The 20,770-nt window shown below is 69.8% G+C and carries 18 protein-coding genes, 1 tRNA gene and 4 pseudogenes; 10 read left to right on the forward strand and 13 right to left on the reverse strand.

What is annotated here, in order from left to right; translation table 11 throughout:
* From purH to AV541_RS06145, 4 genes are all read right to left on the reverse strand, one after another.
* A complete protein-coding gene (gene purH / locus AV541_RS06130) occupies positions 1 to 1,491 on the reverse strand; it encodes a bifunctional phosphoribosylaminoimidazolecarboxamide formyltransferase/IMP cyclohydrolase (RefSeq protein ID WP_060384489.1) in 1,491 nt (496 codons plus the stop codon).
* Positions 1,492 to 1,501: 10 nt separating this feature from the next.
* Positions 1,502 to 1,984 (reverse strand): pantetheine-phosphate adenylyltransferase, encoded by a 483-nt coding sequence (gene coaD, locus AV541_RS06135; protein ID WP_014629670.1) that lies wholly within the window; start codon positions 1,982 to 1,984, stop codon positions 1,502 to 1,504.
* Positions 1,985 to 2,500 (reverse strand): RsmD family RNA methyltransferase, encoded by a 516-nt coding sequence (locus AV541_RS06140; RefSeq protein WP_165738668.1) that lies wholly within the window; start codon positions 2,498 to 2,500, stop codon positions 1,985 to 1,987.
* Between the two features lie 76 nt (positions 2,501 to 2,576).
* A tRNA-Pro gene (locus AV541_RS06145) sits at positions 2,577 to 2,653 on the reverse strand.
* A gap of 51 nt (positions 2,654 to 2,704) precedes the next feature.
* On the opposite strand from AV541_RS06145, the gene AV541_RS06150 reads away from it, so the two are divergent.
* Positions 2,705 to 3,208 carry a glycerol-3-phosphate acyltransferase gene (locus AV541_RS06150; protein ID WP_060384491.1) on the forward strand — a complete coding sequence of 168 codons (504 nt, stop codon included), beginning with the start codon at positions 2,705 to 2,707 and terminating at the stop codon, positions 3,206 to 3,208.
* On the opposite strand, the gene coaE is transcribed toward AV541_RS06150, so the two are convergent.
* Complete coding sequence (gene coaE, locus AV541_RS06155) at positions 3,177 to 3,788, reverse strand: dephospho-CoA kinase (protein WP_060384492.1); 612 nt, start codon at positions 3,786 to 3,788, stop codon at positions 3,177 to 3,179. The two genes, AV541_RS06150 and coaE, sit on opposite strands and share 32 nt — an antisense overlap.
* Here coaE and AV541_RS06160 point away from each other — a divergent pair.
* Positions 3,768 to 5,084, forward strand: a complete 1,317-nt coding sequence (locus tag AV541_RS06160) for an HDIG domain-containing metalloprotein (RefSeq protein WP_008630751.1) — start codon at positions 3,768 to 3,770, stop codon at positions 5,082 to 5,084. The genes coaE and AV541_RS06160 overlap by 21 nt on opposite strands.
* Entirely contained in the window at positions 5,038 to 6,150 is a 1,113-nt protein-coding gene (gene amrB / locus AV541_RS06165; RefSeq protein WP_060384493.1) for an AmmeMemoRadiSam system protein B, read from the forward strand. Before AV541_RS06160 ends, amrB begins: the two co-directional genes overlap by 47 nt.
* Here the strand turns inward: amrB and rnr are convergent.
* The 8 genes and pseudogenes from rnr to AV541_RS12400 all read right to left on the reverse strand — a co-directional run bounded on the left by rnr (position 6,147) and on the right by AV541_RS12400 (position 13,772).
* Positions 6,147 to 8,375 (reverse strand): ribonuclease R, encoded by a 2,229-nt coding sequence (gene rnr, locus AV541_RS06170; protein WP_060384494.1) that lies wholly within the window; start codon positions 8,373 to 8,375, stop codon positions 6,147 to 6,149. The genes amrB and rnr overlap by 4 nt on opposite strands.
* A gap of 1 nt (position 8,376) precedes the next feature.
* Positions 8,377 to 9,618, reverse strand: a pseudogene (locus AV541_RS06175) (aspartate aminotransferase family protein).
* 9 nt (positions 9,619 to 9,627) lie between these two features.
* A pseudogene (locus tag AV541_RS06180) lies at positions 9,628 to 10,025 on the reverse strand (acyl-CoA thioesterase).
* Positions 10,004 to 10,291 (reverse strand): ribosome-binding factor A, encoded by a 288-nt coding sequence (locus AV541_RS06185; protein ID WP_011172996.1) that lies wholly within the window; start codon positions 10,289 to 10,291, stop codon positions 10,004 to 10,006. The pseudogene AV541_RS06180 and the gene AV541_RS06185 overlap by 22 nt, the downstream one beginning before the upstream one ends.
* 143 nt (positions 10,292 to 10,434) lie before the next feature.
* Positions 10,435 to 11,607: a phosphoglycerate kinase gene (locus AV541_RS06190; RefSeq protein WP_060384495.1), complete on the reverse strand. Its 1,173-nt coding sequence runs from the start codon at positions 11,605 to 11,607 to the stop codon at positions 10,435 to 10,437.
* Positions 11,608 to 12,603 carry a type I glyceraldehyde-3-phosphate dehydrogenase gene (gap, locus tag AV541_RS06195; protein ID WP_060384496.1) on the reverse strand — a complete coding sequence of 332 codons (996 nt, stop codon included), beginning with the start codon at positions 12,601 to 12,603 and terminating at the stop codon, positions 11,608 to 11,610.
* Positions 12,604 to 12,648: 45 nt separating this feature from the next.
* The gene (locus AV541_RS12395) at positions 12,649 to 13,200 is read right to left on the reverse strand and encodes a transposase (RefSeq protein WP_244880476.1); all 552 of its coding nucleotides are present in this window, start codon (positions 13,198 to 13,200) and stop codon (positions 12,649 to 12,651) included.
* A complete protein-coding gene (locus tag AV541_RS12400) occupies positions 13,155 to 13,772 on the reverse strand; it encodes a hypothetical protein (protein ID WP_244880477.1) in 618 nt (205 codons plus the stop codon). Before AV541_RS12400 ends, AV541_RS12395 begins: the two co-directional genes overlap by 46 nt.
* Positions 13,773 to 14,040: 268 nt before the next feature.
* Between AV541_RS12400 and AV541_RS06205 the strand changes: the two are divergent.
* The 7 genes and pseudogenes from AV541_RS06205 (at position 14,041) to AV541_RS06235 (ending at position 20,767) form a co-directional block, all read left to right on the forward strand.
* Positions 14,041 to 14,645 (forward strand): annotated as a pseudogene (locus tag AV541_RS06205) (biotin transporter BioY).
* Positions 14,642 to 15,349 (forward strand): carbon-nitrogen hydrolase family protein, encoded by a 708-nt coding sequence (locus AV541_RS06210; RefSeq protein ID WP_060384497.1) that lies wholly within the window; start codon positions 14,642 to 14,644, stop codon positions 15,347 to 15,349. The pseudogene AV541_RS06205 and the gene AV541_RS06210 overlap by 4 nt, the downstream one beginning before the upstream one ends.
* Position 15,350: 1 nt before the next feature.
* Complete coding sequence (gene smpB / locus AV541_RS06215) at positions 15,351 to 15,785, forward strand: SsrA-binding protein SmpB (RefSeq protein ID WP_011172991.1); 435 nt, start codon at positions 15,351 to 15,353, stop codon at positions 15,783 to 15,785.
* A complete protein-coding gene (locus AV541_RS06220; RefSeq protein WP_060384498.1) occupies positions 15,782 to 16,936 on the forward strand; it encodes an N-acetylmuramoyl-L-alanine amidase family protein in 1,155 nt (384 codons plus the stop codon). The genes smpB and AV541_RS06220 overlap by 4 nt, the downstream gene beginning before the upstream one ends.
* Entirely contained in the window at positions 16,933 to 17,430 is a 498-nt protein-coding gene (locus AV541_RS06225) for a GerMN domain-containing protein (RefSeq protein WP_060384499.1), read from the forward strand. Before AV541_RS06220 ends, AV541_RS06225 begins: the two co-directional genes overlap by 4 nt.
* Positions 17,427 to 20,451, forward strand: a pseudogene (locus tag AV541_RS13390) (AAA family ATPase). The gene AV541_RS06225 and the pseudogene AV541_RS13390 overlap by 4 nt, the downstream one beginning before the upstream one ends.
* Positions 20,441 to 20,767, forward strand: a complete 327-nt coding sequence (locus AV541_RS06235) for a nucleoside triphosphate pyrophosphohydrolase family protein (protein ID WP_008630730.1) — start codon at positions 20,441 to 20,443, stop codon at positions 20,765 to 20,767. Before AV541_RS13390 ends, AV541_RS06235 begins: the two are co-directional and overlap by 11 nt.
* Positions 20,768 to 20,770 lie beyond the last annotated feature (3 nt).

Below are 20,770 nucleotides of genomic sequence, written 5' to 3' on the forward strand. Positions count from 1 at the left end.
TTAGTGGCGGAAATGGCGAACGCCGGTGAAGACCATGGCGATGCCTGCCTCCTCCGCGGCCCGTATAGAGTCCTCGTCCCGCACGCTCCCCCCGGGCTGGATGATGGCGGCGATGCCGTAGGAGGCGGCAAGGCGCACCACGTCGTCAAAGGGAAAGAAGGCGTCGGAGGCTAAGACCGCCCCCCTCGCCTTCTCCCCGGCCGCCTCCAGGGCGTGCCGGGCGGCGGCAAGGCGGTTCGTCTGCCCCACCCCGATCCCCAGGGTCTGCCCCCCCTTGGCCACCACGATGGCGTTGGAGCGCACGTGCTTCACCACCTTCCAGGCGAAAAGGAGATCCCGCCAGTGGGCCTCCTCGGGGGCTTTCTGGGTCACCACCTTGGGGTCTATGGGGTCTTGGGCGTCCGCGTCCTGGAGGAGCACCCCGCCCCGGAGGCGCCTTAAGTCCAGGTAGGGCCCCTGGGCGGGGAAGGGCACCTCGAGGAGGCGGAGGTTTTTTTTCCGGGCGAAAAGGGCAAGGGCCTCTTCGCTGAAGCCCGGGGCCAGGACCACCTCCAGGAAGACCCCGCTCATGGCCTCGGCGGTGGGACCGTCCAGGGGGCGGTTGAAGGCCACGATGCCCCCGAAGATGGAGACGGGGTCGGCCTCGTAGGCCTTCCGGTAGGCCTCCAGGGGGGTCTCCCCCAGGGCCACGCCGCAGGGGTTTTGGTGCTTCACGGCCACGCAGGCGGGCTCGGCGAACTCGGAGACCAGGTTCCAGGCGGCCTCGGCGTCCAGGTAGTTGTTGAAGCTCATGGCCTTCCCCTGAAGCACCTGGGCCTCGAGCAGGGGCCCCCTCTCCCCTACCACCCGGTAGAGGGCCGCCTCCTGGTGGGGGTTCTCCCCGTAGCGCAAGGCGGCCTCCCGCCTGAGGGCCAAAAGCTTCTCCTCGGGGAACTTCTCCCCGGAAAGCCACTCGGCGATGGCGGCGTCGTAGAGGGCGGTGTGGGCGAAGGCCTTGCGGGCGAGCTTTTGGCGGAAGTCCGGGGAGGGCCCCGCCTTGAGCGCCTCCAGGACCCGGGGGTAGTCCTCGGGGTCGCACACGGGAAGCACCGCCTGGTGGTTCTTGGCCGCCGCCCGGAGCATGGCAGGACCCCCGATGTCTATCTGCTCCAGGGCCTCCGCAAAGGAAGCCCCCCGGGCCACCGTCTCCCGGAAGGGGTAGAGGTTCACCGCCAAGACCCCGATCCGCTCCAACCCTAAGGCCTTAAGCTCCTCCTCCTGGTCGGGACGGGCGAGGAGGGCGGCGTGCACCTTGGGGTGGAGGGTCTTGACCCTCCCCTCCAGGATCTCCGGAAAGCCGGTGAACTCGGAGATGTAGGTCACGGGAAGCCCCGCCTCGTGGAGGGTGCGGTAGGTCCCCCCCGTGGCCAGGAGGCGGAAGCCGAGCTCCAAAAGCCCCCGGGCGAAGTCCACGATCCCCCGCTTGTCCGCGACGGAAAGAAGGGCCCACATAGACCGCATTCTACCGGCCCAACTTGGCCTTCAGGGCCCTCAGGGTCGCCGGGGGTACGAGCTTGGAGACGTCCCCCCCGTAGCGGGCGATCTCCTTGACCATGGTGCTGGAGACGAAGGAGTAGCGGGTGGCGGCGAGGATGAAGAGGGTCTCGAGGCCCGGGTAGAGCTGGCGGTTCAGGTGGGCCATCTGGAGCTCGTACTCGTAGTCGGACACCGCCCTAAGCCCTTTCACGATGGCCTGGGCCCCTACCCGGCGCACGAAGTCCACGAGGAGGCCGGAGAAGGTGGCCGCCTCCACGTTGGCCAGGTGGGCCGTGGCCTCCCGGATGATGGCCAGGCGCTCCTCGGCGCTAAAAAGGTACTGGCCCCGCTTGCTCGGGTTCTCCAGGACGGCCACGGTCACCTTCTCAAAAAGCCGGCTCGCCCGCTGGATCACGTCCAGGTGGCCGTTGGTCAGGGGGTCAAAGCTCCCAGGGTAGACCACGTGCATCTAAACCTCCACCAGGGTGAGGGCGTTCTCCCCATAGACCCGCCGCTCCCCTAAGGGGAGGTAGAGGTCCTTGGGGTGCTGGAGGACGTAAAGCCCCCCCGCCTCCACCAGGCCGCTTGCGAGAAGCTCGCCGAAGAGGGCAGCGAGGTCCATGGCGTAGGGCGGGGCCATGAAGGCCACGGTGAACCGCTCCCCCCGGGCCTTGGCCTCGGGGAGGAAGACCTCCACCGGGAGGGCCACCACCCGGGCCCCGAGGCCCGTGCGGCGGACGTTTTCCTTGAGGAGCCGGACCGCCTCGGGGTCCTTCTCCACCAAAACCGCCTCCCAGCCTTCGCTGGCGGCCTCGAGGCCCACGGCCCCGCTCCCCGCGAAGAGGTCCAGGAAGCGCCCTCGCCGCGGGTAGCGGAGGCGGAGGTAGTCAAAAAGGGCCTTCCTCAGCCGCACCGGGGAAGGACGGGCCGAGGCGGGCACCTTCAGGGCCACGCCCCGGGCCTTGCCGCCCAGGATCCGCACCACGCCCTTCAGCTTACCGCCCCAAGGGGGCTTCGCAAACCCCACCCGAAAAAAGGAAGCCGGCCCTAGGGCCGGCCCTTGGTCGGGGAGACTGGATTTGAACCAGCGACCCCCTCGTCCCGAACGAGGTGCGCTACCGGGCTGCGCTACTCCCCGCAGCGCCCTCCAGTATAGGCGGAAGGGGCGCCTTTTGTCTAGCATGGGGGCATGGCCGCCGCGGTCCTTGCGGGCTACCTCATGGGAAGCCTTCCCTTCGCCTTCTGGTTCGCCGCCCTCCAGGGCAAGGGGTGGTCGGGGAAGGAGCCGCTTTGGCGCCTCGGCCCCGTCCCCGCAGGCCTCGTCCTTTTCCTGGACTTCGCCAAGGGGGTCTTCGCCGTGGCCCTGGGGGAGTTCCTGGCCCAAAGCTACGCCGGGGGCCTGGCGGCGGGGGTGGCCGCGGCCTTCGCCCACGCCCTAAGCCCCTGGCTCGGCCTTCGGCGGGCGGGAAGCCTCCTCGCCCCTCTGGGGGTCCTCTTCGCCGTGGACCCGAGGCTCATCCTCCTGGCAGGCCTTCCCGCAGGCGTCCTCCTCCTCGGAAGCCGCAAAGCCCACCCCGCCCTCCTCGCCTTCGCCTTAGCCCTGCCCCTTGCCGCCCTCCTCCTCGGTGGGGGCCCGGCCCACCTGCTCTTCGCCCTCGGGGTCAGCCTGGCCCTCCTCTGGCCCCCCCGGTGAGCTCGGCCAGGACCGCCTTCAAGGCCCTTTCCAGGTCCTCGAGGCTCCCCGTGTTCTCCAAGGTCCAGGTGGCCCGCTTGCGCTTCTCCTCCTCGGGCATCTGGGCCCGCTCCCGGGCCAGGATCTCCTCGCGGGATAGCCCCGAGCGCGCCATCACCCGCCTCACCCGCTCCTCCAAGGGGGCCGCCACCAAGAGGGTTCCGTGGAGCCTCCCCTCCCACCCCTTCTCAAAGAGGAGGGGGATCTCCAGGAAGACGAGGGGGGCCTCTAGGCGGGAAAGCTCCTCCATAAGAAGCCGCCTAACCTCCGGGTGGACCACGGCCTCGAGGGCTTTGAGCTTCTCCGGGTCGGAAAAGACGAGCCGGGCGAGGGCCCTCCGGTCCAGCCTCCCCCCCACCACCGCCTCGGGGAAGAGGCGCTTCAGCGCTTCCTCCTTGTTCTCCCGGGCCCGGGCGGCGAGCTCGTCCAGGTCCAAAACGGGGTAGCCCCAGGACCTAAGGAGGGCAGCCACGGTGCTTTTGCCGCTGCCGATGTTCCCGGTGATGCCGATAATAATGGGGTGCTTCGCCTCGTGGCCCATATAGACTTCCCCTTTTATACCCCCAAGGACGCCTTTCCCGTGGGCGGGGCGGTGCGGGACCTCCTCCTGGGGAGAAGGCCAACGGACCTGGACTACGCCGCCTTGGACCCGGAAAAGGCGGCCGAGGAGGCAAAGAGGCGCCTTGGGGGAAGCCTCTTCCCCCTGGACCCCGAGCGGGGCCACTACCGCCTGGCCCTCAGGGGGAGGACCCTGGACTTCACCCCCTTGGAGGGGAGGCTGGAGGAGGACCTCCTCCGGCGGGACTACCGTCTGAACGCCCTCCTCTGGAGGCAGGGCGCCGTCTTCGGCCTCCTGGGGGTGGAGGAGGATCTGAGGCGGCACCTCCTCGTCCCCGTGCGGGAGGAAAACCTCTACGAGGACCACCTGCGAAGCCTCCGGGGGGTGCGCCTCGCCGCCACCTTGGGCTTCGGGCTTCCCCAGAGGACCCGGGAGGCCCTTGCCCGCCACGCCCGGTTCCTCCAGGCCCACCCCGAGGCCCTCCCCGCGCGGGAAAGGGTCAAGGAGGAGCTTGCCCGGCTCCTCCTCTCCCCAAAGGCGGCCTACGGTCTCCGCCTCCTGGAAAGGGTGGGGCTTCTTGGGGTCTACCTCCCCGAGCTTGTCCTTCTCGTGGGCCTGGAGCAGGGCGGGGTGCACCACCTTCCCGCCTGGGACCACACCTTAAGCGCGGTCCACCACCTCCTCTGGCTCTGGCCCGAGGCCCCCCTGGAGGCCCGCCTCGCCACCCTCTTCCACGACGTGGGCAAGCCCCTCACCCGCCGCTTTGACCCCGAGGTGGGCCGCTTCCGCTTTTTGGGGCACGCCGAGGTGGGGGCGGAGATCGCCCGAGCGAGCCTCACCTGGCTCCGCTTTCCCAAGGACACGGTGGAGCGGGCGGCGGGCCTGGTGCGCCGCCACATGGACCGCCTCCCCGAGGAGAGGAAGGCCCTGCGCCGTTTCTTCCTGAGGCGCCAGGACCTCCTCCCCGACCTCGTTTACCTGATGGCGGCGGACCGCCTGGCCACGAGGGGCGTGGAGACCGAGGCCTGGGAGGTGCTCGGGCGCTACGAAGAGGCCCTGAAAGACCCCCTGCCGCAAAGGCCCCTCCTCTCCGGGGAGGAGGTGATGGCCCTTCTGGGCCTGCGGGAAGGCCCTGAGGTGGGAAGGGCCCTGAAGGCCCTCCTCGAGGCCCAGGCCGAAGGCCGGGTGGGGACCAAGGAGGAGGCCCGGGCCTTTCTCCTATATTGGAGGGGTGGAAGGGAGGCTCAGGCTTCGGGAACCCCAGATCACCCCCATTGAGGGGGGCTTTCTGGTCTCCGACCCCTACGGGGTCTACGAGAAGCCCCTGGCCCTCACCGAGGGCGGGCTTTTCCTCCTCTCCCTCATGGAGGGGAGGACCCTGGAGGAGGTGCAGGAGGAGGTGTTCAAGCGCCACGGGGTCCTGGTGCCCAGGAAGGAGCTGGAAGACCTGGCCAAGGCCCTGGAGGAAGCCGGCCTCCTCCTCACGGAAAAGGTGGCGGCGAGGCTCAAAGAGGAGGAGGAAAAGCTCAAGCGGGAGCGGCCCATGCGCCTCGCCGGGCTCTCCTACCCCGAGGGAGAGCGGGAGGCCCGGGCCTTCCTCGAGGCCTTCCGAGCGAGCTACCCGGGGGAAGGCGAGGAGGCCCGGGCCCTCCTCATGCCCCACCTGGAGCCCTCCCGCGTCCCCGAGGTCTACGGGGCGGCCCTCGCCGCCCTGGAGAAGACCCCGCCCCCTGAGCGCATCTACCTGGTGGGGGTCGCCCACAGGCCGCTGAAGGAAAAGGCCGCCGCCCTCCCCGTGCCCTTCCAGACCCCCTTTGGCCCCGCCCTGCCGGACCTTCCCGCCCTCCAGGCCTTAGACGCCCTCCTTCCCTTTGAGCTCTTCAACACGCCCCTCGCCTTCCGGGAGGAGCACAGCCTGGAGCTTCCCCTCTTCTTCCTGAAGGGGCGGTTCCCCGAGGCCCGTGTCCTCCCCCTCCTCGTGGCCAGGCGCAGCGCCGAGCTTGGGGAGGCCCTGAAGGTGGTCCTGCGGGACTTCCCGGGCCTCCTCGTCCTCGCCGTGGACCTCTCCCACGTGGGGCCCCGCTTCGGGGACACTCCCCTCACCCGCACCCTGGCGGAGGAGGCGCGGAGGCGGGACCTGGGCTTCCTGGAAAGGCTCGCGGAAGGGGAGCCGGAGGCCGCCCTCGCCTTCCTGGGGGCCAACCCCACCCGCATCGACGGGGTGGAGGTGGTGGCAAGCCTCCTCCCCCTCCTCCGGGAAAGGAAGGGGAAGGTCCTGGCCCACCGCCTGGACCTCGAGGCCCCCACCTTAAGCGCGGTGGGGGCGGGGACTTTAGTCCTCTAGCGGCGCCGCTTCCGCCGCCTGCCCTTCGGGGCCTCCTCCGGGGGCGCGTCCTTGGGGCGCCACTCCCCGATGTACATGGTGTGCACCGTGAGCCGCTCGGGGCGGCTCGGCTTCGCCTTCTCCTCGGGGGGTCCCACCACCTTGCGCATCTCTACCTCCTTAGCCTTTGCCTTCCCGTTCTTTTTCTTAGGGGCCTCCTCCACGGGGAGGAGGTCCACCTGCCTAAGCCTCGGGTTGGCCCCGGCGATCCGCACCTCCATCTCGTCCCCGAGGCGGATCCTCCGCCCTTTGGGGCCGAGGAGGGCCATGGCCTCCTCGCTGTAGGTGTAGGGCCCCAGGGCCTCGAGGCGCACCAGGCCCTCCACCCCATTTGGCAGGGTCACGAAGGCCCCGAAGTTCGCCACCCCGGTGACCTTCCCCAAAAAGCGCTCCCCCACGTGGAGCTCGGCCCACTTGGCCATGTAGTACTTGGTGAGCTCCCTCTCGGCGGCCTCCGCCTTCCTTTCCATCTCTGAAGCGTGCTCGGCGATGGCGGGAAAGGCCTCTTGCCACCGCGCCTTCCGCGCCGGGGTGAGGGTCCGGCGCAAGGCGGCCTTCAGCACCCGGTGGACCACCAGGTCCGGGTAGCGGCGGATGGGGCTCGTGAAGTGCAGGTAGTGCTCCATGGCGAGGCCGAAGTGGCCCAGGTTCTCCGGGGCGTAGCGGGCCAGGCGCAAGGAGCGGAGGACGAGGTAGGCCACCACGGGCTCCTCCGGGCGGCCCCGCGAGGCGAGGAGGGCCTTTTGCAGGGCGTGGCCGGAAAGCTTGGGGGGGAGGGTGTAGCCCAGGCGGGCGAGGGCCTGGCGGAGCTTCTCGTAGGCGTCCTGGACCGGCTCCTCGTGGACGCGGAAAAGACCGGGGAGGCCCTTTTGCACCAGGTACTCCGCCACCAGTCGGTTGGCGAGGAGCATCAGCTCCTCAATGAGGCTTCTGGCCTTGGGCTCCGCCTGGGGGATGAGGTGGAGCTCCCCTTCCTCCCCCACCTCCACCTTCACCTCGGGGAAGGCGAAGTCCAAGGCGCCCTCCTTTAGGCGCTTCTCCCGCATCCTCTGCGTGAGGTCCAAGAGGAGGCGCAAGTCCTCCGCCAGGAAGGCGTGCGCCTCAGGGAAGCCAAAGCCCTCGGCGAAGGCCTCCACCTCCGTGTAGGTGAGGCGGGCGACGCTCCGGATGACCCCTTCCCGGAAGCGGACCCGCTTGACCTTTAGGTCCTCCGTGAGGTCCACGAGCACGGAGAGGACCAGGCGGTCCTCCCCCGGCCTCAAGGAGCAGACCCCGTTGGAAAGCCTTTCGGGAAGCATGGGGAGGACCCGCCCCGGGAGGTAGACGCTGGTGCCCCGGAGGAAGGCCTCCTGGTCCAAGAGGCTCCCCTCCTTGACGTAGTGGGAGACGTCGGCGATGTGGACCCCGATGCGGTAGCCCCCAGGCAGGCGCTCCACGTGGATGGCGTCGTCAAAGTCCTTGGCGTCCACCCCGTCTATGGTGAAGACCCGAAGGCCCCTGAAGTCCTCCCGCCGCCTAAGCTCCGCCTCGGGGATCTCCAAGGGGATGGCCTCCGCCTCCTTCAGGACCTCCTCGGGAAACTCGGCGCGGAGGCCGTACTTGGCGATGACGGCCTCCGTCTCCGTCTCGGGGGCCTCCCCTTCCCCCAGGTACGCAAGGAAGGTCCCGTAGGGGCGCTTGCCGTAGTGGACCTGGACCACGATGCGGCTTCCCCGCTTCAGGCCCTCAAGCCCCTCGGGGGCGAGGGGAAGCTCCGGGAGGTTGGGCTCGTCGGGGAGGAGCAGGGCGCGGCCTTTCCGGAAGTCCAGGGTCCCCACAAGCCGCTCCCGCGCCCGCTTGAGGACCCGCTCCACCACCCCCCAAGGCCTTCCGTCCCGGCCCGAGGGCATGACGCGGGCCTCCACCAGGTCGCCCGGCCAGGCGTCCCCCGTATACCCCGGGGGGATAAAGAGGTCCCCATCGGGGAGGCGGACGAAGCCGTACCCGTCCCGGTGGAGGCTTAAGGGCCCCTGGACCCGGTTGGCCAGGAAGTACCGGCTTCCCTTCTTCTCCAGAAGCCCCCGCGCCACCAAGGCCTTAAGGTGGGCCTTGGCCTCCCGCTTCTCCAGGCCGAACCGGTGCAGGATCTCCTCCAGTCGGTGCGGCCTTCCCGTCTTCTTGAAAAACTCTAAAAGCGTTTCCTGCATTTCAACCTAGAAGGCCCTCGAGGGCCTTTTCCGTGGCCTTAAGGGCCTCCGCGAAGACGGCGAGGGCCTCGTCCACGTGCTCCTTGCCGATGATCAGGGGGGCTCGAGGCGGACCACCTTGGGGTTGTTGAGGCCGAAGGCGGTGAGGACACCCCTTTCCGCCATCTCCGCCACCACCAGGGCGCCGATGTCGGCGTCCGTGAACTCCACGCCCACCATGAGCCCCCTCCCCCGCACGTCCTCTATCAGATGGGGGTGCCGCTCCTTGAGGGCCTTTAGGCCGTCCATCAGGTAGGCCCCCACCTCCAGGGCCCGGCCCGGCAGGTCCTCCTCCAGGGTGACCTCAATGGCCGCAAGGGCGGCGGCCGCAGCCAGGGGGTTCCCCCGAAGGTGGAGGAGTGGAAGAGGGGGTTATTCTTGAAGACCTCAAAGACCTCACGCCGCCCCACGCAGGCCCCGATGGGCATCACCCCGCCCCCAGGGCCTTGGCCAGGGTCATGAGGTCAGGGGAGACCCCCTCCCAGTCCACCCCGAAAAGCCTCCCCGTACGGCCGAGGCCGGTCTGCACCTCGTCGGCGATCATGAGGACGCCCTTTTCCCGGGTAAGCTCCCGCACGCCCCTCAGGTACCCCTCGGGGGGCACCCGGATGCCCCCCTCTCCCTGGACGGGCTCCACGATGACCGCGGCGGTTTCCTCGTCTATGGCCGCCTCGAGGGCCTCCAGGTCCCCGTAGGGCACCACCTTGACCCCGGGGAGGAGGGGCCTTGCGGGGTCCTGGTACTCGGGCTTGGGGGTCAGGGAGAGCGCCCCCATGGTCTTGCCGTGGAACCCCCCTTGGGTGGTGACGATGCCGGGCTTGCCGGTGTAGGCCCGGGCCAGCTTGATGGCCGCCTCCACCGCCTCCGCCCCGGAGTTGCCGAAGAAGACCATCTCCAGCCCCTCAGGGGTGATCTCGGCGAGCTTGGCGGCAAGCCTCGCCGTGGGCTCGGAGACCAGGACCCGCACGGACATGGGCATGCGGTCAAGCTGCCGCTTCACCGCCTCCACCACCTTGGGGTGGCGGTGGCCCAGGTTCAGGGTGCCGTAGAGGCCTAGGAAGTCCAGGTAGCGCTTGCCCTGGGTGTCCCAGACGTAGGGGCCTTCGGCGTGGGACTCCACCCGGTCTAGCCCGGTGAAGCGGAGAAGCCCGGCGAGGCCTGGGTTGATGTGCCGCTCAAAGAGGGTGAAGGCGTCCAAGTCCATGCCCCAATGCTACTTTAAGTGTAGCACGCTCAAGGCCCGGTGGATGTCCTCCGGGATGCGGGCCGCCTTTCCCCCACCTGGCAGAGGTGGCGGGTGAAGCCCTCGGCCAAAAGGACCCCTTCCCGCTCCACCCGGTAGCGGAAGAGGAGGGCGCGGGAGGAGAGCTCGGCCAGGCGGGTTCTCACCTCCACCACCTCCCCGAAGCGGGCGGGGGCGCGGAAGGTGAGGCCGAGCTCCACCACGGGGAAGAAGACCCCCCTCGCCTCCACCCGGTGGTAGGGAAGGCCGGCCCTTTCCAGGAAGTCCACCCGGGCCGCCTCCAGGTAGACGGGGTAGACCGAGTGGTGGACCACGCCCATCTGGTCCGTCTCGGCGTAGCGAACCTTTATGCGGGTGACGCTCTCCACGGCAGGAACTCCAGGCGGGGCAGGCGGCGCATGCGGACCCTCCGGGCAAGGGCGGCCACAAGCCGGCGCTCGGCCCGGGAGAGGGCCCGCAGGGCCCCCTCTTCCTCCCGGAAGGCCTCCACGTAGACCGAGAGGACGCTCCCGTCCTTGGAAAGGCGCACCGCCTCCACGGTGAGGAGGAAGAGCCTGGGGTCCTCGAGGGCCTGGATCTCCTCCGCGAGGGCGCGCTTCAACTGGGCCTCGAGGTGGGCCTTACCGTAAGCCATGGCCTGGGGCCTCCACGCCCCAGGCCCATTCTAAGCCCCGGCGGAGGGACGTTTCCACAGGCGTCCCCCGGTTTTGCGCCCCCCGCTCAGGCTTTAGCCAGGGCGGGGGCGAAACCGAGGCGGGGCGCTTAGCCCCATTCGGCCTAGCCCTCCAGGACCTCGAGGCCGGGCAGGGTGCCCTTTTCCAGGAACTCCAGGCTCGCCCCGCCCCCGGTGGAGACGTGGCCGAAGCGCCCTTTAAGGCCCAGGCGGTTCACCGCCGCCACCGAGTCGCCCCCGCCCACCACGGTGAAGGCGCCCTCGAGGGCGGCGATGGCCTGCCCCACGGCCAAGGTCCCCTCGTCAAAGGGGGGGACCTCAAAGACCCCCATGGGCCCGTTCCAGAAGACCGTCCTTGCCCCCTTTAGGGCCTCGGCGAAGGCCTCCCGGGTCTTGGGGCCGATGTCCAGGCCCATGTAGGGGACGGGGATGGCGTCCGCAGGGAAGACATGGGTCTCCACCCCAGGCTCTATGCGCTCCGCCGCCACCACGTCCTGGGGCAGGTGGACCTGTACCCCTAGGGCCTCCGCCCGGCGCAGGAGGTCTTTGGCCAGCTCCAGGCGGTCTTCCTCCACCAGGCTCTTCCCCACCTCGCCTCCCAGGGCCTTGAGGAAGGTGAAGGCCATGGCCCCGCCGATGAGGAGGCGGTCTATGCGGGGAAGAAGGCTCTCAATGACCCCGATCTTGTCCGAGACCTTGGCCCCGCCGAGCACCACGGCGTAGGGCCTCTCCGGGTCCTTGAGGAGGCGGGAAAGGGCCCTGACCTCCTTCTCCATGAGGAAGCCGGCGTAGGCGGGGAGGAGCCTGGCCACCCCCACCACGCTGGCGTGGGCCCGGTGGGCGCTCCCGAAGGCGTCCAGGACGAAGGCCTCCCCGAGCCTGGCGTACCGGGCGGCAAGCTCGGGGTCGTTCTTCTCCTCCCCGGGCTCAAAGCGGACGTTCTCCAGGAGGAGGACCTCCCCGGGCCTTAGGGCCTCCGCCTCCCGCCTCGCCTCCTCCGAGCCCGGAAGGAAGGGGGCGAAGCGGGCCTCTGGGAGGTGGGCCCTCAAGGCCTCCCCCACCGGGGCCAGGGAGTACTTGGGGTCCGGCCCCTTGGGGCGGCCCAGGTGGGAGAGGAGGACGAGGGAAGCCCCCCCGGCGAGGAGGTGGCGCAGGGTGGGGAGGCTTTCCAGGATCCGGGTTTCGTCCTGGACCTTCCCGTCCTGGACGGGAACGTTGTAGTCCACCCGCACCAGGACCCTCTTGCCCTTAGGGTCCAGGTCGCGAAGGGTCCGCATCTAGACCCCCTTCTTCAGGACGAGCTCCACCAGGTCGGCCACCCGGTTGGCGTAGCCCCACTCGTTGTCGTACCAGGCGAAGACCTTGACCAGGTTGCCGATGGCCTTGGTGAGCTTCCCGTCCACGATGGAGGAGTGGGGGTCCATGACGATGTCCCGGAGGACGATCTCGTCCTCGGTGTAGGCGAGGATGCCCTTCAAGGGGCCCTCGGCCGCGGCCTTGAGGGCGGCGTTCACCTCCTCGGCGGTCACCTCCCGCTTGAGGAGGGCGGTGATGTCGGAGATGCTCCCCGTGGGCGTGGGCACCCTCAGGGCCATCCCGTCAAACCGCCCCTTGAGGGAGGGAAGGACCAAAGCGGTGGCCTTGGCCGCCCCCGTGGTGGTGGGGATGATGTTGAGGGCGGCGGCCCGGGCCCGGCGCAGGTCCTTGTGGGGCAGGTCCAGAAGGCGCTGGTCGTTGGTGTAGGAGTGGACCGTGGTCATGAGGGCCTTCTCCACGCCGAAGGCCTCCTCCAGGACCTTCATCACGGGGGCGAGGGAGTTGGTGGTGCAGCTGGCGTTGGAGATGATGTGGTGCTTGGCGGGGTCGTACTGGTCCTGGTTCACCCCGAGGACGATGGTGATGTCCTCGTTCTTGGCGGGGGCGGTGATGATCACCTTCTTGGCCCCGGCCTCGAGGTGGGCCCTCGCCTTCTCCCCATCGGTAAAGACGCCCGTGGACTCCACCACCACCCCCACCCCCGCCTCCTTCCAGGGGATCTCCTTGGGGTCCTTGATGGCGGTGGCCCGGATGGCCTTGCCGTCCACGTAGAGGTTTTCCTCGTCGTAGCCCACCTCCCCGGGGAAGCGGCCGTAGGTGGAGTCGTACTTCAACAGGTGGGCCAAGGTCTTGTTGTCGGTGAGGTCGTTGATCAGGGCCACCTCCACGCCCCTTTCGTGGAGGATCCTAAAAACCTGCCGCCCGATCCTGCCGAATCCGTTGATACCGACCTTCATGCCTACACCTCCTCGGGCCATTATACCCCTTAGCCTTCCAGGGCTTTACCCAAAACTCCTTCCTCGCCCTCCCTTAGCCTGCTTCAAGAGTTCTTGGGTGACTTCATAGTTGAGCAGGCGAACCAGGCCCCTCAGGAGCAGGTACGGACCATCCCTCTCGCTGGGCAGCCCCAGCTTGCCCCCGAGCTGCAAAAGAAACCCCTTGAACGGATCCCCCAACCGCTCAACTTCCCAAAGGAACACCGCCAGCCCCAGCAAAACCGCCACCACCTTCCGGATCCGGGCAAGCCCCCGCACCTGGAAGGTCTCAAGCCCCAGCCCCGTCTTCAAAAGCCGGAAGAACCGCTCCACCTCCCACCGCCTGCGGTACGCCTCCACCACCCGCGCCGCCTCCTCCCTCCCCCTCACCGGCAAGCTGGTCAGTAGCCACCACTCCCCACGCCGCCCCAGGGCTGGCACCCGGCAGACCACCAGGTGGAGCCGCCTCCCCTCCACCTCCACCTCCCTCCATCCGAAGTGGAGCCGCACCCGCTGGTACCTGCCCCCTACCCTCAGCTCCACCTCCTCCCCACAGGGAAGGGCCAGGGAAGAAGCCACCTTCGCCAGAGAACCCCCCTCCCCAAGCTTCCGGTCCCGGTAGACCCGCACCACGAACTCCTCCCCAGGGCCAGCACCTGCCCAAACACCTTCCGGTCGTCAAACCCCCGGTCCGCCACATACACCAGCCTCCTGCCCACGCCCCCCAATCGCTCCCGGGCCGCCTCAATGGCTCCCTCCACCTCCTTGGGCAGGCTGGCAAACCCCCTCTCCCCGTAGGCCACCAGGTGGGCGTACCCCAGGGCCAGCCGCCCCGCGGGGTCCAACCCCAGGGCGGTGAGGAGCTCGTACCCGGGCCGCCTATCCTTCCCCACCCGGGCTATCCCCTCCAGGGCCCGGGCATAGGGCTTGGCCACCGGGCTCAGGTCCAGGAGGACCAGAACCTCCTCACCCTCCAGGGCAGTCGCGCTCTCCTGATAGACCCGGTCAAGGAGGGCTTCTGCCTCCACCCGTGGGTTGGACAGGAAGCGGTAAAGGGCTTTGGCCTGGTGGAAGCGGTTCTGGAGGGGAGAAGGGAGCGAGGCCACCATCTCGCTCACCCGGGCTGAGCCTGCGGCCAAGGCGCCCCGCACCACCTCTTCAAACCGTCGGTGGAGGCGCTTATCGGGGGAAAACGCTCGCAAAACGGCCCGTGAACTCCTGGAGCCTGGCCTCGGCCACCTTGAGCATGTCCATGGATCACCCCCGGTACCAGATACGGGCTGCGCCCGCAAGGGGAGATTTACCACGAAACGGAGATGTGGGTAAAGTCCTGCTTAGCCTTCGCCTTGACACGTCAACCGAAAACCCTTAGGTTGGTTAACGCCCGCCAAGCCAAGGGCGGGGAAAGGAGGCAAAGGCGTGAAGACCGAGGTGTTGCCCTACACGCCCCTTATGAAGACCCTCTGGCCCCAAAGGACCCTGGCCCGGGACCTCCTCCTCATCCTCGCGGGGAGCCTCTTCGTGGCCCTCACCGCCCAGATCGCCCTCCCCCTCCCCTTCACCCCGGTCCCCATCACCGGCCAGACCCTGGGCGTCCTCCTGGTGGGGGCGGCCCTGGGAAGCCGCCTGGGCTTCCTCGCCCTCCTCGCCTACCTCCTGGAGGGGGCCATGGGCCTCCCGGTCTTCGCCGGGGAACGGGCGGGATCGCCAAAATCCTCGGCCCCACCGGGGGGTTCCTCCTCGCCTTCCCCCTGGCCGCGGGGCTGGTGGGGCTTTTGGTGGAGCGCTTCGGCCTGGACCGGAGCTTCTTCGGCACCCTCCTTGCCATGCTCCTGGGGAACGCCCTCCTCTACCTCGTGGGGCTTCCCTGGCTTGCCGCCTGGCTCATGGGGGCGGGGAAGTTCGGGGGCGTTTCCGCCCTTCTGGCCATGGGGCTTTTCCCCTTCATCCCCGGGGACCTGGTGAAAGCGGTGCTGGCAGCCCTGCTCCTCCCCACCGCCTGGCGCTTCCTGGGCCGGAAGTGAGGCTGGCCCTAGCCCATCTCGCCAAGCGGGAAAGCCTAAGGGAGCTCCTCCAGGCCCTCCGCCCCCTGGCCCAAGAGGCCCGGGAGCGGGGGGCTTCCCTTTTGCTCCTCCCCGAGCTCGTCCTGGGCAAGCGGGAAGACCCCGGGCTTTCCCAGGCCCTTAGGGCGCTTGCGGAAGAAGCGGGGCTTCTCCTCCTCGCGGGGCACCTCGCGGAAGGGAAAAACCGCCTGCAGGCCTTCCCCCAAGGCCCCACCTACGCCAAGCTCCACCTCTACCGGGCGGAGGGGGAAGAGGGGGACGAGGGCCTAAGCCCCGGGGAAAGGCCCGTCCTCCTCCCCTGGAAGGGGCAGGTCTTCGGGCTTGCCCTCTGCTACGACCTGGATTTCCCCGAGCTCTTCCGGGCCTACGCCCTGAAGGGGGCGAAAGGGTTTCTCGTGGGAGCGGCCTGGCCCCGGGAGTACGCCGAGCTTTTGGAGGTCCTCGCCCGGGCCCGGGCGGCGGAAAACCAGGCCTACCTCTTCCTGGCGAGCCGCGCGGACACGGGAAGCCCCTCCCTTTTCGTGGCCCCCGACGGGCAGGTTCTGGGGCGAAGGGAGGAGGAGGGCCTCCTCGTCGCCGAGCCCGACTGGGGTTTCCTCGAGGCCTACCGCAAGAAGTACCCCCTCCTCCGCCACCGCCGGGAAGACCTCTACCGGCTTTGGTAAGATGGCCCCCGTGCTGGAGAACCGCCGCGCGCGGCACGACTACGAGATCCTGGAAACCTACGAGGCGGGCATCGCCCTCAAGGGAACGGAAGTGAAGTCCCTGAGAGCAGGGAAGGTGGACTTCACGGGAAGCTTCGCCCGCTTTGAGGACGGCGAGCTTTACCTGGAAAACCTCTACATCGCCCCCTACGAGAAGGGTTCCTACGCCAACGTGGACCCGAGGAGGAAGCGGAAGCTCCTCCTGCACAAACACGAGCTTAGGCGGCTTCTCGGCAAGGTGGAGCAGAAGGGCCTCACCCTGGTCCCCCTCAAGATCTACTTCAACGAGCGGGGGTACGCCAAAGTCCTCCTGGGCCTCGCCCGGGGGAAAAAGGCCTACGAGAAGCGGCGCGAGGACAAAAAGGAGGCCGTGCGCCGCGCCTTGGAGGAGCTATGAGGGCCCTTCTCCTCCTCTTCCTCGCCCCCTTCGCCCTGGCCCAGGCCCCTAAGCCCCTGAAGGTGGGGGAGCTTACTGGGGAAGCCCTCTACCCGGGAAACCGGGGGGTGTCCTACGGGGAGGTGGGGCTCGTGGCCCGGGGGCTCGGCCTCGCCCTCTGGCAGGGGGAAAGCCAGGTGGCCCTCGGGCTTGGGGCCCGCTACCGGACCTTCCCGGTGGAAGCGGACGAGGCCAAGGCCGCCTCCAGCCTCGCCGCCTGGCGCAAGGACGGGCGCGTCTACGTGCCCCTGCGCCCCCTGGCGGACGCCCTCGGCCTCTCCTACCGGGCCCAGGTGGGCATCCAGCTGGACCTCCCTTGGGCCCGGCTCCTCCAGGTGGAGGCCCGGCCCGAAGGCTACCTCCTCCGCTTCAGCCGGGAGGTGAACGCCGTGGTGCGGCCCGGGGGCGTCCTCTTCCCCATGGCCCAGGGGAGCCACCCCTCCCTGGTCCAGGAGGCCATGGGCCTCTTCCTCCCCCTCTCCCGCCCCCCGGAGCGGGTCTACTACCCCGGGGGCGGCCAGGTGGCCGTGGGCCTCACCCCCCTCCCCCTCCCCTCCCCCACCGTCCTCCTGGACCCGGGGCACGGCGGGGAGGACCCGGGCCTCGAGGTCCAAGGGCTGGTGGAGAAGGAGGCCACCTTAGACCTCGCCCGCCGCGTGGCCGCCCTTCTTCCGGGCGCCCGGCTCACCCGGCAGGGCGACGAGACCCTTCCCCTGGAGGCGCGCCTTGCCCTGGCCCGCACCGCCTCCGTGGTGGTCTCCCTCCACATGGCCCGGGGGCGTGAGGTGCGCCTCTACCTCCCCAAGGACCGGACGAGCCCCCTCGCCCAAAGCCTCGCCCGCCTCGGCGACCTTCCCGAGGAGCGGGCGAGGCTCCTTCGGGCCTACGCCGGGGATCCCGCCCGCCTCGCCGCGGCCCTGGAGCGGGCTTTCGCCGACCAGGGGTTCGCCGTGGCCAAGGCCGAGGGGCCCTACGCCCTGACCCGGGTGGACGGGGCGGCGGTGCTTTTGGAGGTGGGGGCGGAAAGGCTGGGGACGGAGGAGGCCCGCGCCCTCGTGGCCCAGGCCATCGCCCAGGGGATCCGGGCCTACCTCGAGGGGGGCGCGCCGTGAGGAAGTACCTGAGCGTCTACAACCTCCTCGGCCTTCTCGTCTTCGCCCTGGGGCTTTTCGTCTACTGGCAAAGCCCCGTCCCCAACCCCCCCAAGGCCCTGCCCCTACCCGCGGACGAGGCCGCGCGGGAGGAGAAGCTCACCCTGAACCTCTACCGCCCCGACCCGCCCCAGGGCTTCCTCCGAGAGCCCGTGGTCCTCGAGGTGGGCCTGGGGGAAAACCCCTACGAAAAGGCCCTCCTCGCCTGGGCCCAGGCTACGGGAAGCCCCACCCCCCTGGGCCTCTTCGCGGCGGAGGGGCGCCTCGTGGTGGACCTGCCCAAGGACTTCGCCCGGGGGCTGGACACCGAGGAGGAGGTCTACCGCCTCTACAGCCTCGCCTACACCCTCCTCGCCACCTTCCCCGAGGGCAGCGAGGTGCGCTTTCTGGTGGAAGGACAGCCGAGCCCCGGCCTCGCCCACCTGGACCTGGAAGTCCCCGTACGCCTGCCATGAGCGAAACCTGGCGCCTGGACCGCCTCGTCCTCCAGGGGTTCAAGTCCTTCGCCGACCGGACCCTCCTGGACTTCCCCGACCCCGTCACGGGGATCATCGGCCCCAACGGCTCCGGCAAGAGCAACCTGGTGGAGGCCATCCGCTTCGTCACCGGAAGCCGCGCCCAGGACCTGAGGGGGGAGGAGCTCAAGGCCCTCCTCTTCCACGGCGCCAAGACCCGCCCCCCCAGGGCGTGGCTGAGGTGCGCCTGGAGCTCTCCCGGGGCCGGGAGCGCCTGGTGGTGGAGCGGCGCATTGAGGGGGACAGGAGCCAGCTCCGGGTGAACGGCCGCCCCACAAGCGCCAAGGCCCTCGCCCTCCACCTCGCGGGCACCGGGCTCGGCCGGGGCGGGTACGCCGTGGTGGGCCAGGGGGAGGTGGGCGCGGTGCTGGAGTCCCCCGAGGCCCAGCTCCTCGCCCACTTGGAGGAGGCAGCGGGCCTCAGGCCCGTGGCCGAGGCCGTCCGCCTCACCGAGGAGCGCCTGGCCCAGGCCCAAGCCCTGGTGGAGGAGCGGGAAAGGGCCCTAAAGGCCCTGAAGGAGGAGGTGGAGGCCCTGGCGCGGGAGGCCGACCGGGCGAGAAGGGCCCGGGAGCTGAGCCTGCTTAAGCTCAGGCTCAAGCGGAGCCTCCTCCTTGCCCGGAAGGAGGCGCTGGCGGAGGAAGCCCAGGGGATCCGGTCCCGCCTTAAGGCGCTGGAGGCCGAGCTCCAAGGGCTCCAGGAGGCCATGGAGGCCCTCCTCGCCCGCAAACGGGACCTCCTCGCCGAGGAAGAAGGGCTCCGCCAAGCCCTGGAGGAGGCCCACCTCGCCCTCAAGGAGCGGGAGGGGCTTATGGGGGAGGCCGGGTCCTTGCGTCGCGTCCTCCAGGCCCTGGACCGGCCCCCTCCTCCCGAACCCGGCCCCGAGCCCCCAAGGTCAGAGGAGGCCCCGGAGGCCCTGAGGGCCCGGCTCCGCAGCCTCAGGGAGGAGATCCGGCGCAAAGAGGCCGAGGTCCAAAGGACGGAGGAAGCGCGCCGCCGATACGAGGCCGAGCGGGCCCGGTACGAGGAAAGGCTCGCCGCCCGCCTCGAGGCCCTAAAGGAGCGGGAGGCCCTAAGGCCCGAGGTGGAGGCCCTGGAGGAGGAGGTGGCCCGGCTCACCGCAAGGCTTAAGGAAAGGCAGAGGCTGGAGGTGCGGCTTAAAGAAGTGGAGGCCCAGCAGAGGGGCGTGGCCAAAGAGCGGGAGCGCCTCCACCGCCTGGTGGAAAGCGGCGCCGACCTCCATGAGGGGCCTAGGCGGGTCCGGGGCCTTTCGGGGGTGCTCGGGGTGGTGGCCGACCTCCTCCGCCCCGAGCCCGGGCTGGAGCAAGCCCTGGAGGCGGCCCTGGGCCCCAGGCTCCAGTGGGTTCTGGTGGAGGACGAGGAGGCGGCCAAGAGGGCCATCGCCCACCTGAAGCGGGTGGGGGGGCGGGCCACCTTCCTCCCCCTCACCCTCCTCCGCCCCCGCCCCCTCCCCGAGCCCAAGCCCTTCCCCGGCCTCTTGGGCCCCGCCCGCGCCCTGGCCCGCCTGCGCCTTCCCGGCCTGCCGGAGGAGGCGGTGCTCGGCGTCCTCTTCGGGGACACCCTGGTCTTCCAGGACCTGGACCGGGCCCTCGCCTACCTGAGGGCAGGGGGAGGGGAACGCCTTGTGACCCTGGAGGGGGAGGTGGTGGAGCGCACCGGGGCTATCACCGGCGGGAGGCTGCGCGCCGGGGGGGAGGCCCTCCTCCTGCGGCGGCGGCTTGATGAGGCCGAAGCGGAGGAAAGGGCCCTCGCCCAGGAGGCCCAGGCCCTTAGGGAAAGGCTTTCCGCCTTCCCCCTCCCTAAGGCCCTCGAGGAGGCCCAGGCCCGGCTTTTTTCCTTGCGGGCCCGGCTGGAAAGGCCCCTCCCCCCGAGCCCAAGCCCCCGGAGCCCCCGGAAGCGCCCGAGGCTCAGGACCTCGAGGCCCTACGCGAGGAGGCGGCCCGCCTCGAGGCCCTCCTCCAGAAGGCGGAAGCCTATGCCCGCTTCCTGGAGAGGAAGCGAGCCTGGGAGGAGTGGGAGAGGCTTCAGGAGGAGGCGGCCCGGGTCCGCGCCCGGCTTGCGGAGCTGGAAAAGGCCTTAGAGACCACTCGCCCCCTGGCGGAAAGGGCCCGGTCCCTTGAGGAAGAAACGCGAAAACTCCGGCAGGCGCTCAAGGCCCTGGCGGAGGAGGAAACCCGGCACCTCACCCGGCAAAACCACCTCCTGGCCGAGCGGGAGCACCTCCGCCTCACCCTGGCCCGGCGGGAGGCGGCCTGGGAAGAGGTGGAGCGGGAGCTCGCCGAGCTTCCCGAGCTTCCCCGCCTGGAAGGAACCCCACGCGCCCTCCAGGCCCGCCTCGCCCAAGCGGAGGCGGAGCTAGAGGCCCTGGGCCCGGTGAACGCCCTGGCGGAGAAGGCCCTGGCCGAGGCCGAGGAAAAGCTTAAGGCGCGCCAGCGAGAGCTGGACGAGGCCATGGAAGCCCTCCTCCGCCTCGAGGCCGAGGCCAAGGGGGTGGAGGCCGAGTACCAAAGGCGCCTGCAAGAAGCCTTCGCCCGCTTCCAGGAGGCCTTCCGCCGCTACGGGGAGGCCCTGCTCGGCGGGCGGGCGGAGGTGCGCCGGACGGCGCGGGGGCTGGGCCTCGTGGTCACCCCGGCCGGGAAGCGCACCCAGGACCTCCGTCTCCTCTCCCTGGGGGAGAAAACCCTTGGGGCCCTGGCCTTTCTCTTCGCCCTGGGGGAGCTCCAAGGGGGGCTGCCCATCGCCATCCTGGACGAGGTGGACGCCGCCTTGGACGAGGCGAACCTCCTGCGTTTCACGCGCTTTTTGCGCTCGGGGCGCCAGTTCCTCCTGGTGACCCACCAGAAGCGGACCATGGAGGCCTGCCACGCCCTCTACGGCGTCACCAGCGAGGATGGGGTGAGCCGGGTGTACGCCATCCGCAAGGAGGTGGTCCATGACCCTTGAGGAGTACCAAAAGGAAGCCCAGAAGACCGCCCTCTACCCCGAGGCCTACCGCCTGGTCTACCCTGCCCTGGGCCTCGCGGGGGAGGCCGGGGAGCTCGCCAACAAGGTGAAGAAGGTCCTGCGCGACCACGGGGGGCGCCTCAGCGAGGAGGCGCGGGAGGCCATCTTGGCCGAGCTCGGGGACGTGCTCTGGTACGTGGCCCAGGTGGCCACGGACCTGGGGGTGTCCCTGGAAAGGGTGGCCCAGCAGAACCTGGCCAAGCTCCGCTCCCGCCAGGAACGGGGCCAGTTGGGGGGCTCAGGAGATAATCGCTAACGA

This window comes from Thermus parvatiensis (assembly GCF_001535545.1).
Taxonomy (GTDB): domain Bacteria; phylum Deinococcota; class Deinococci; order Deinococcales; family Thermaceae; genus Thermus; species Thermus parvatiensis.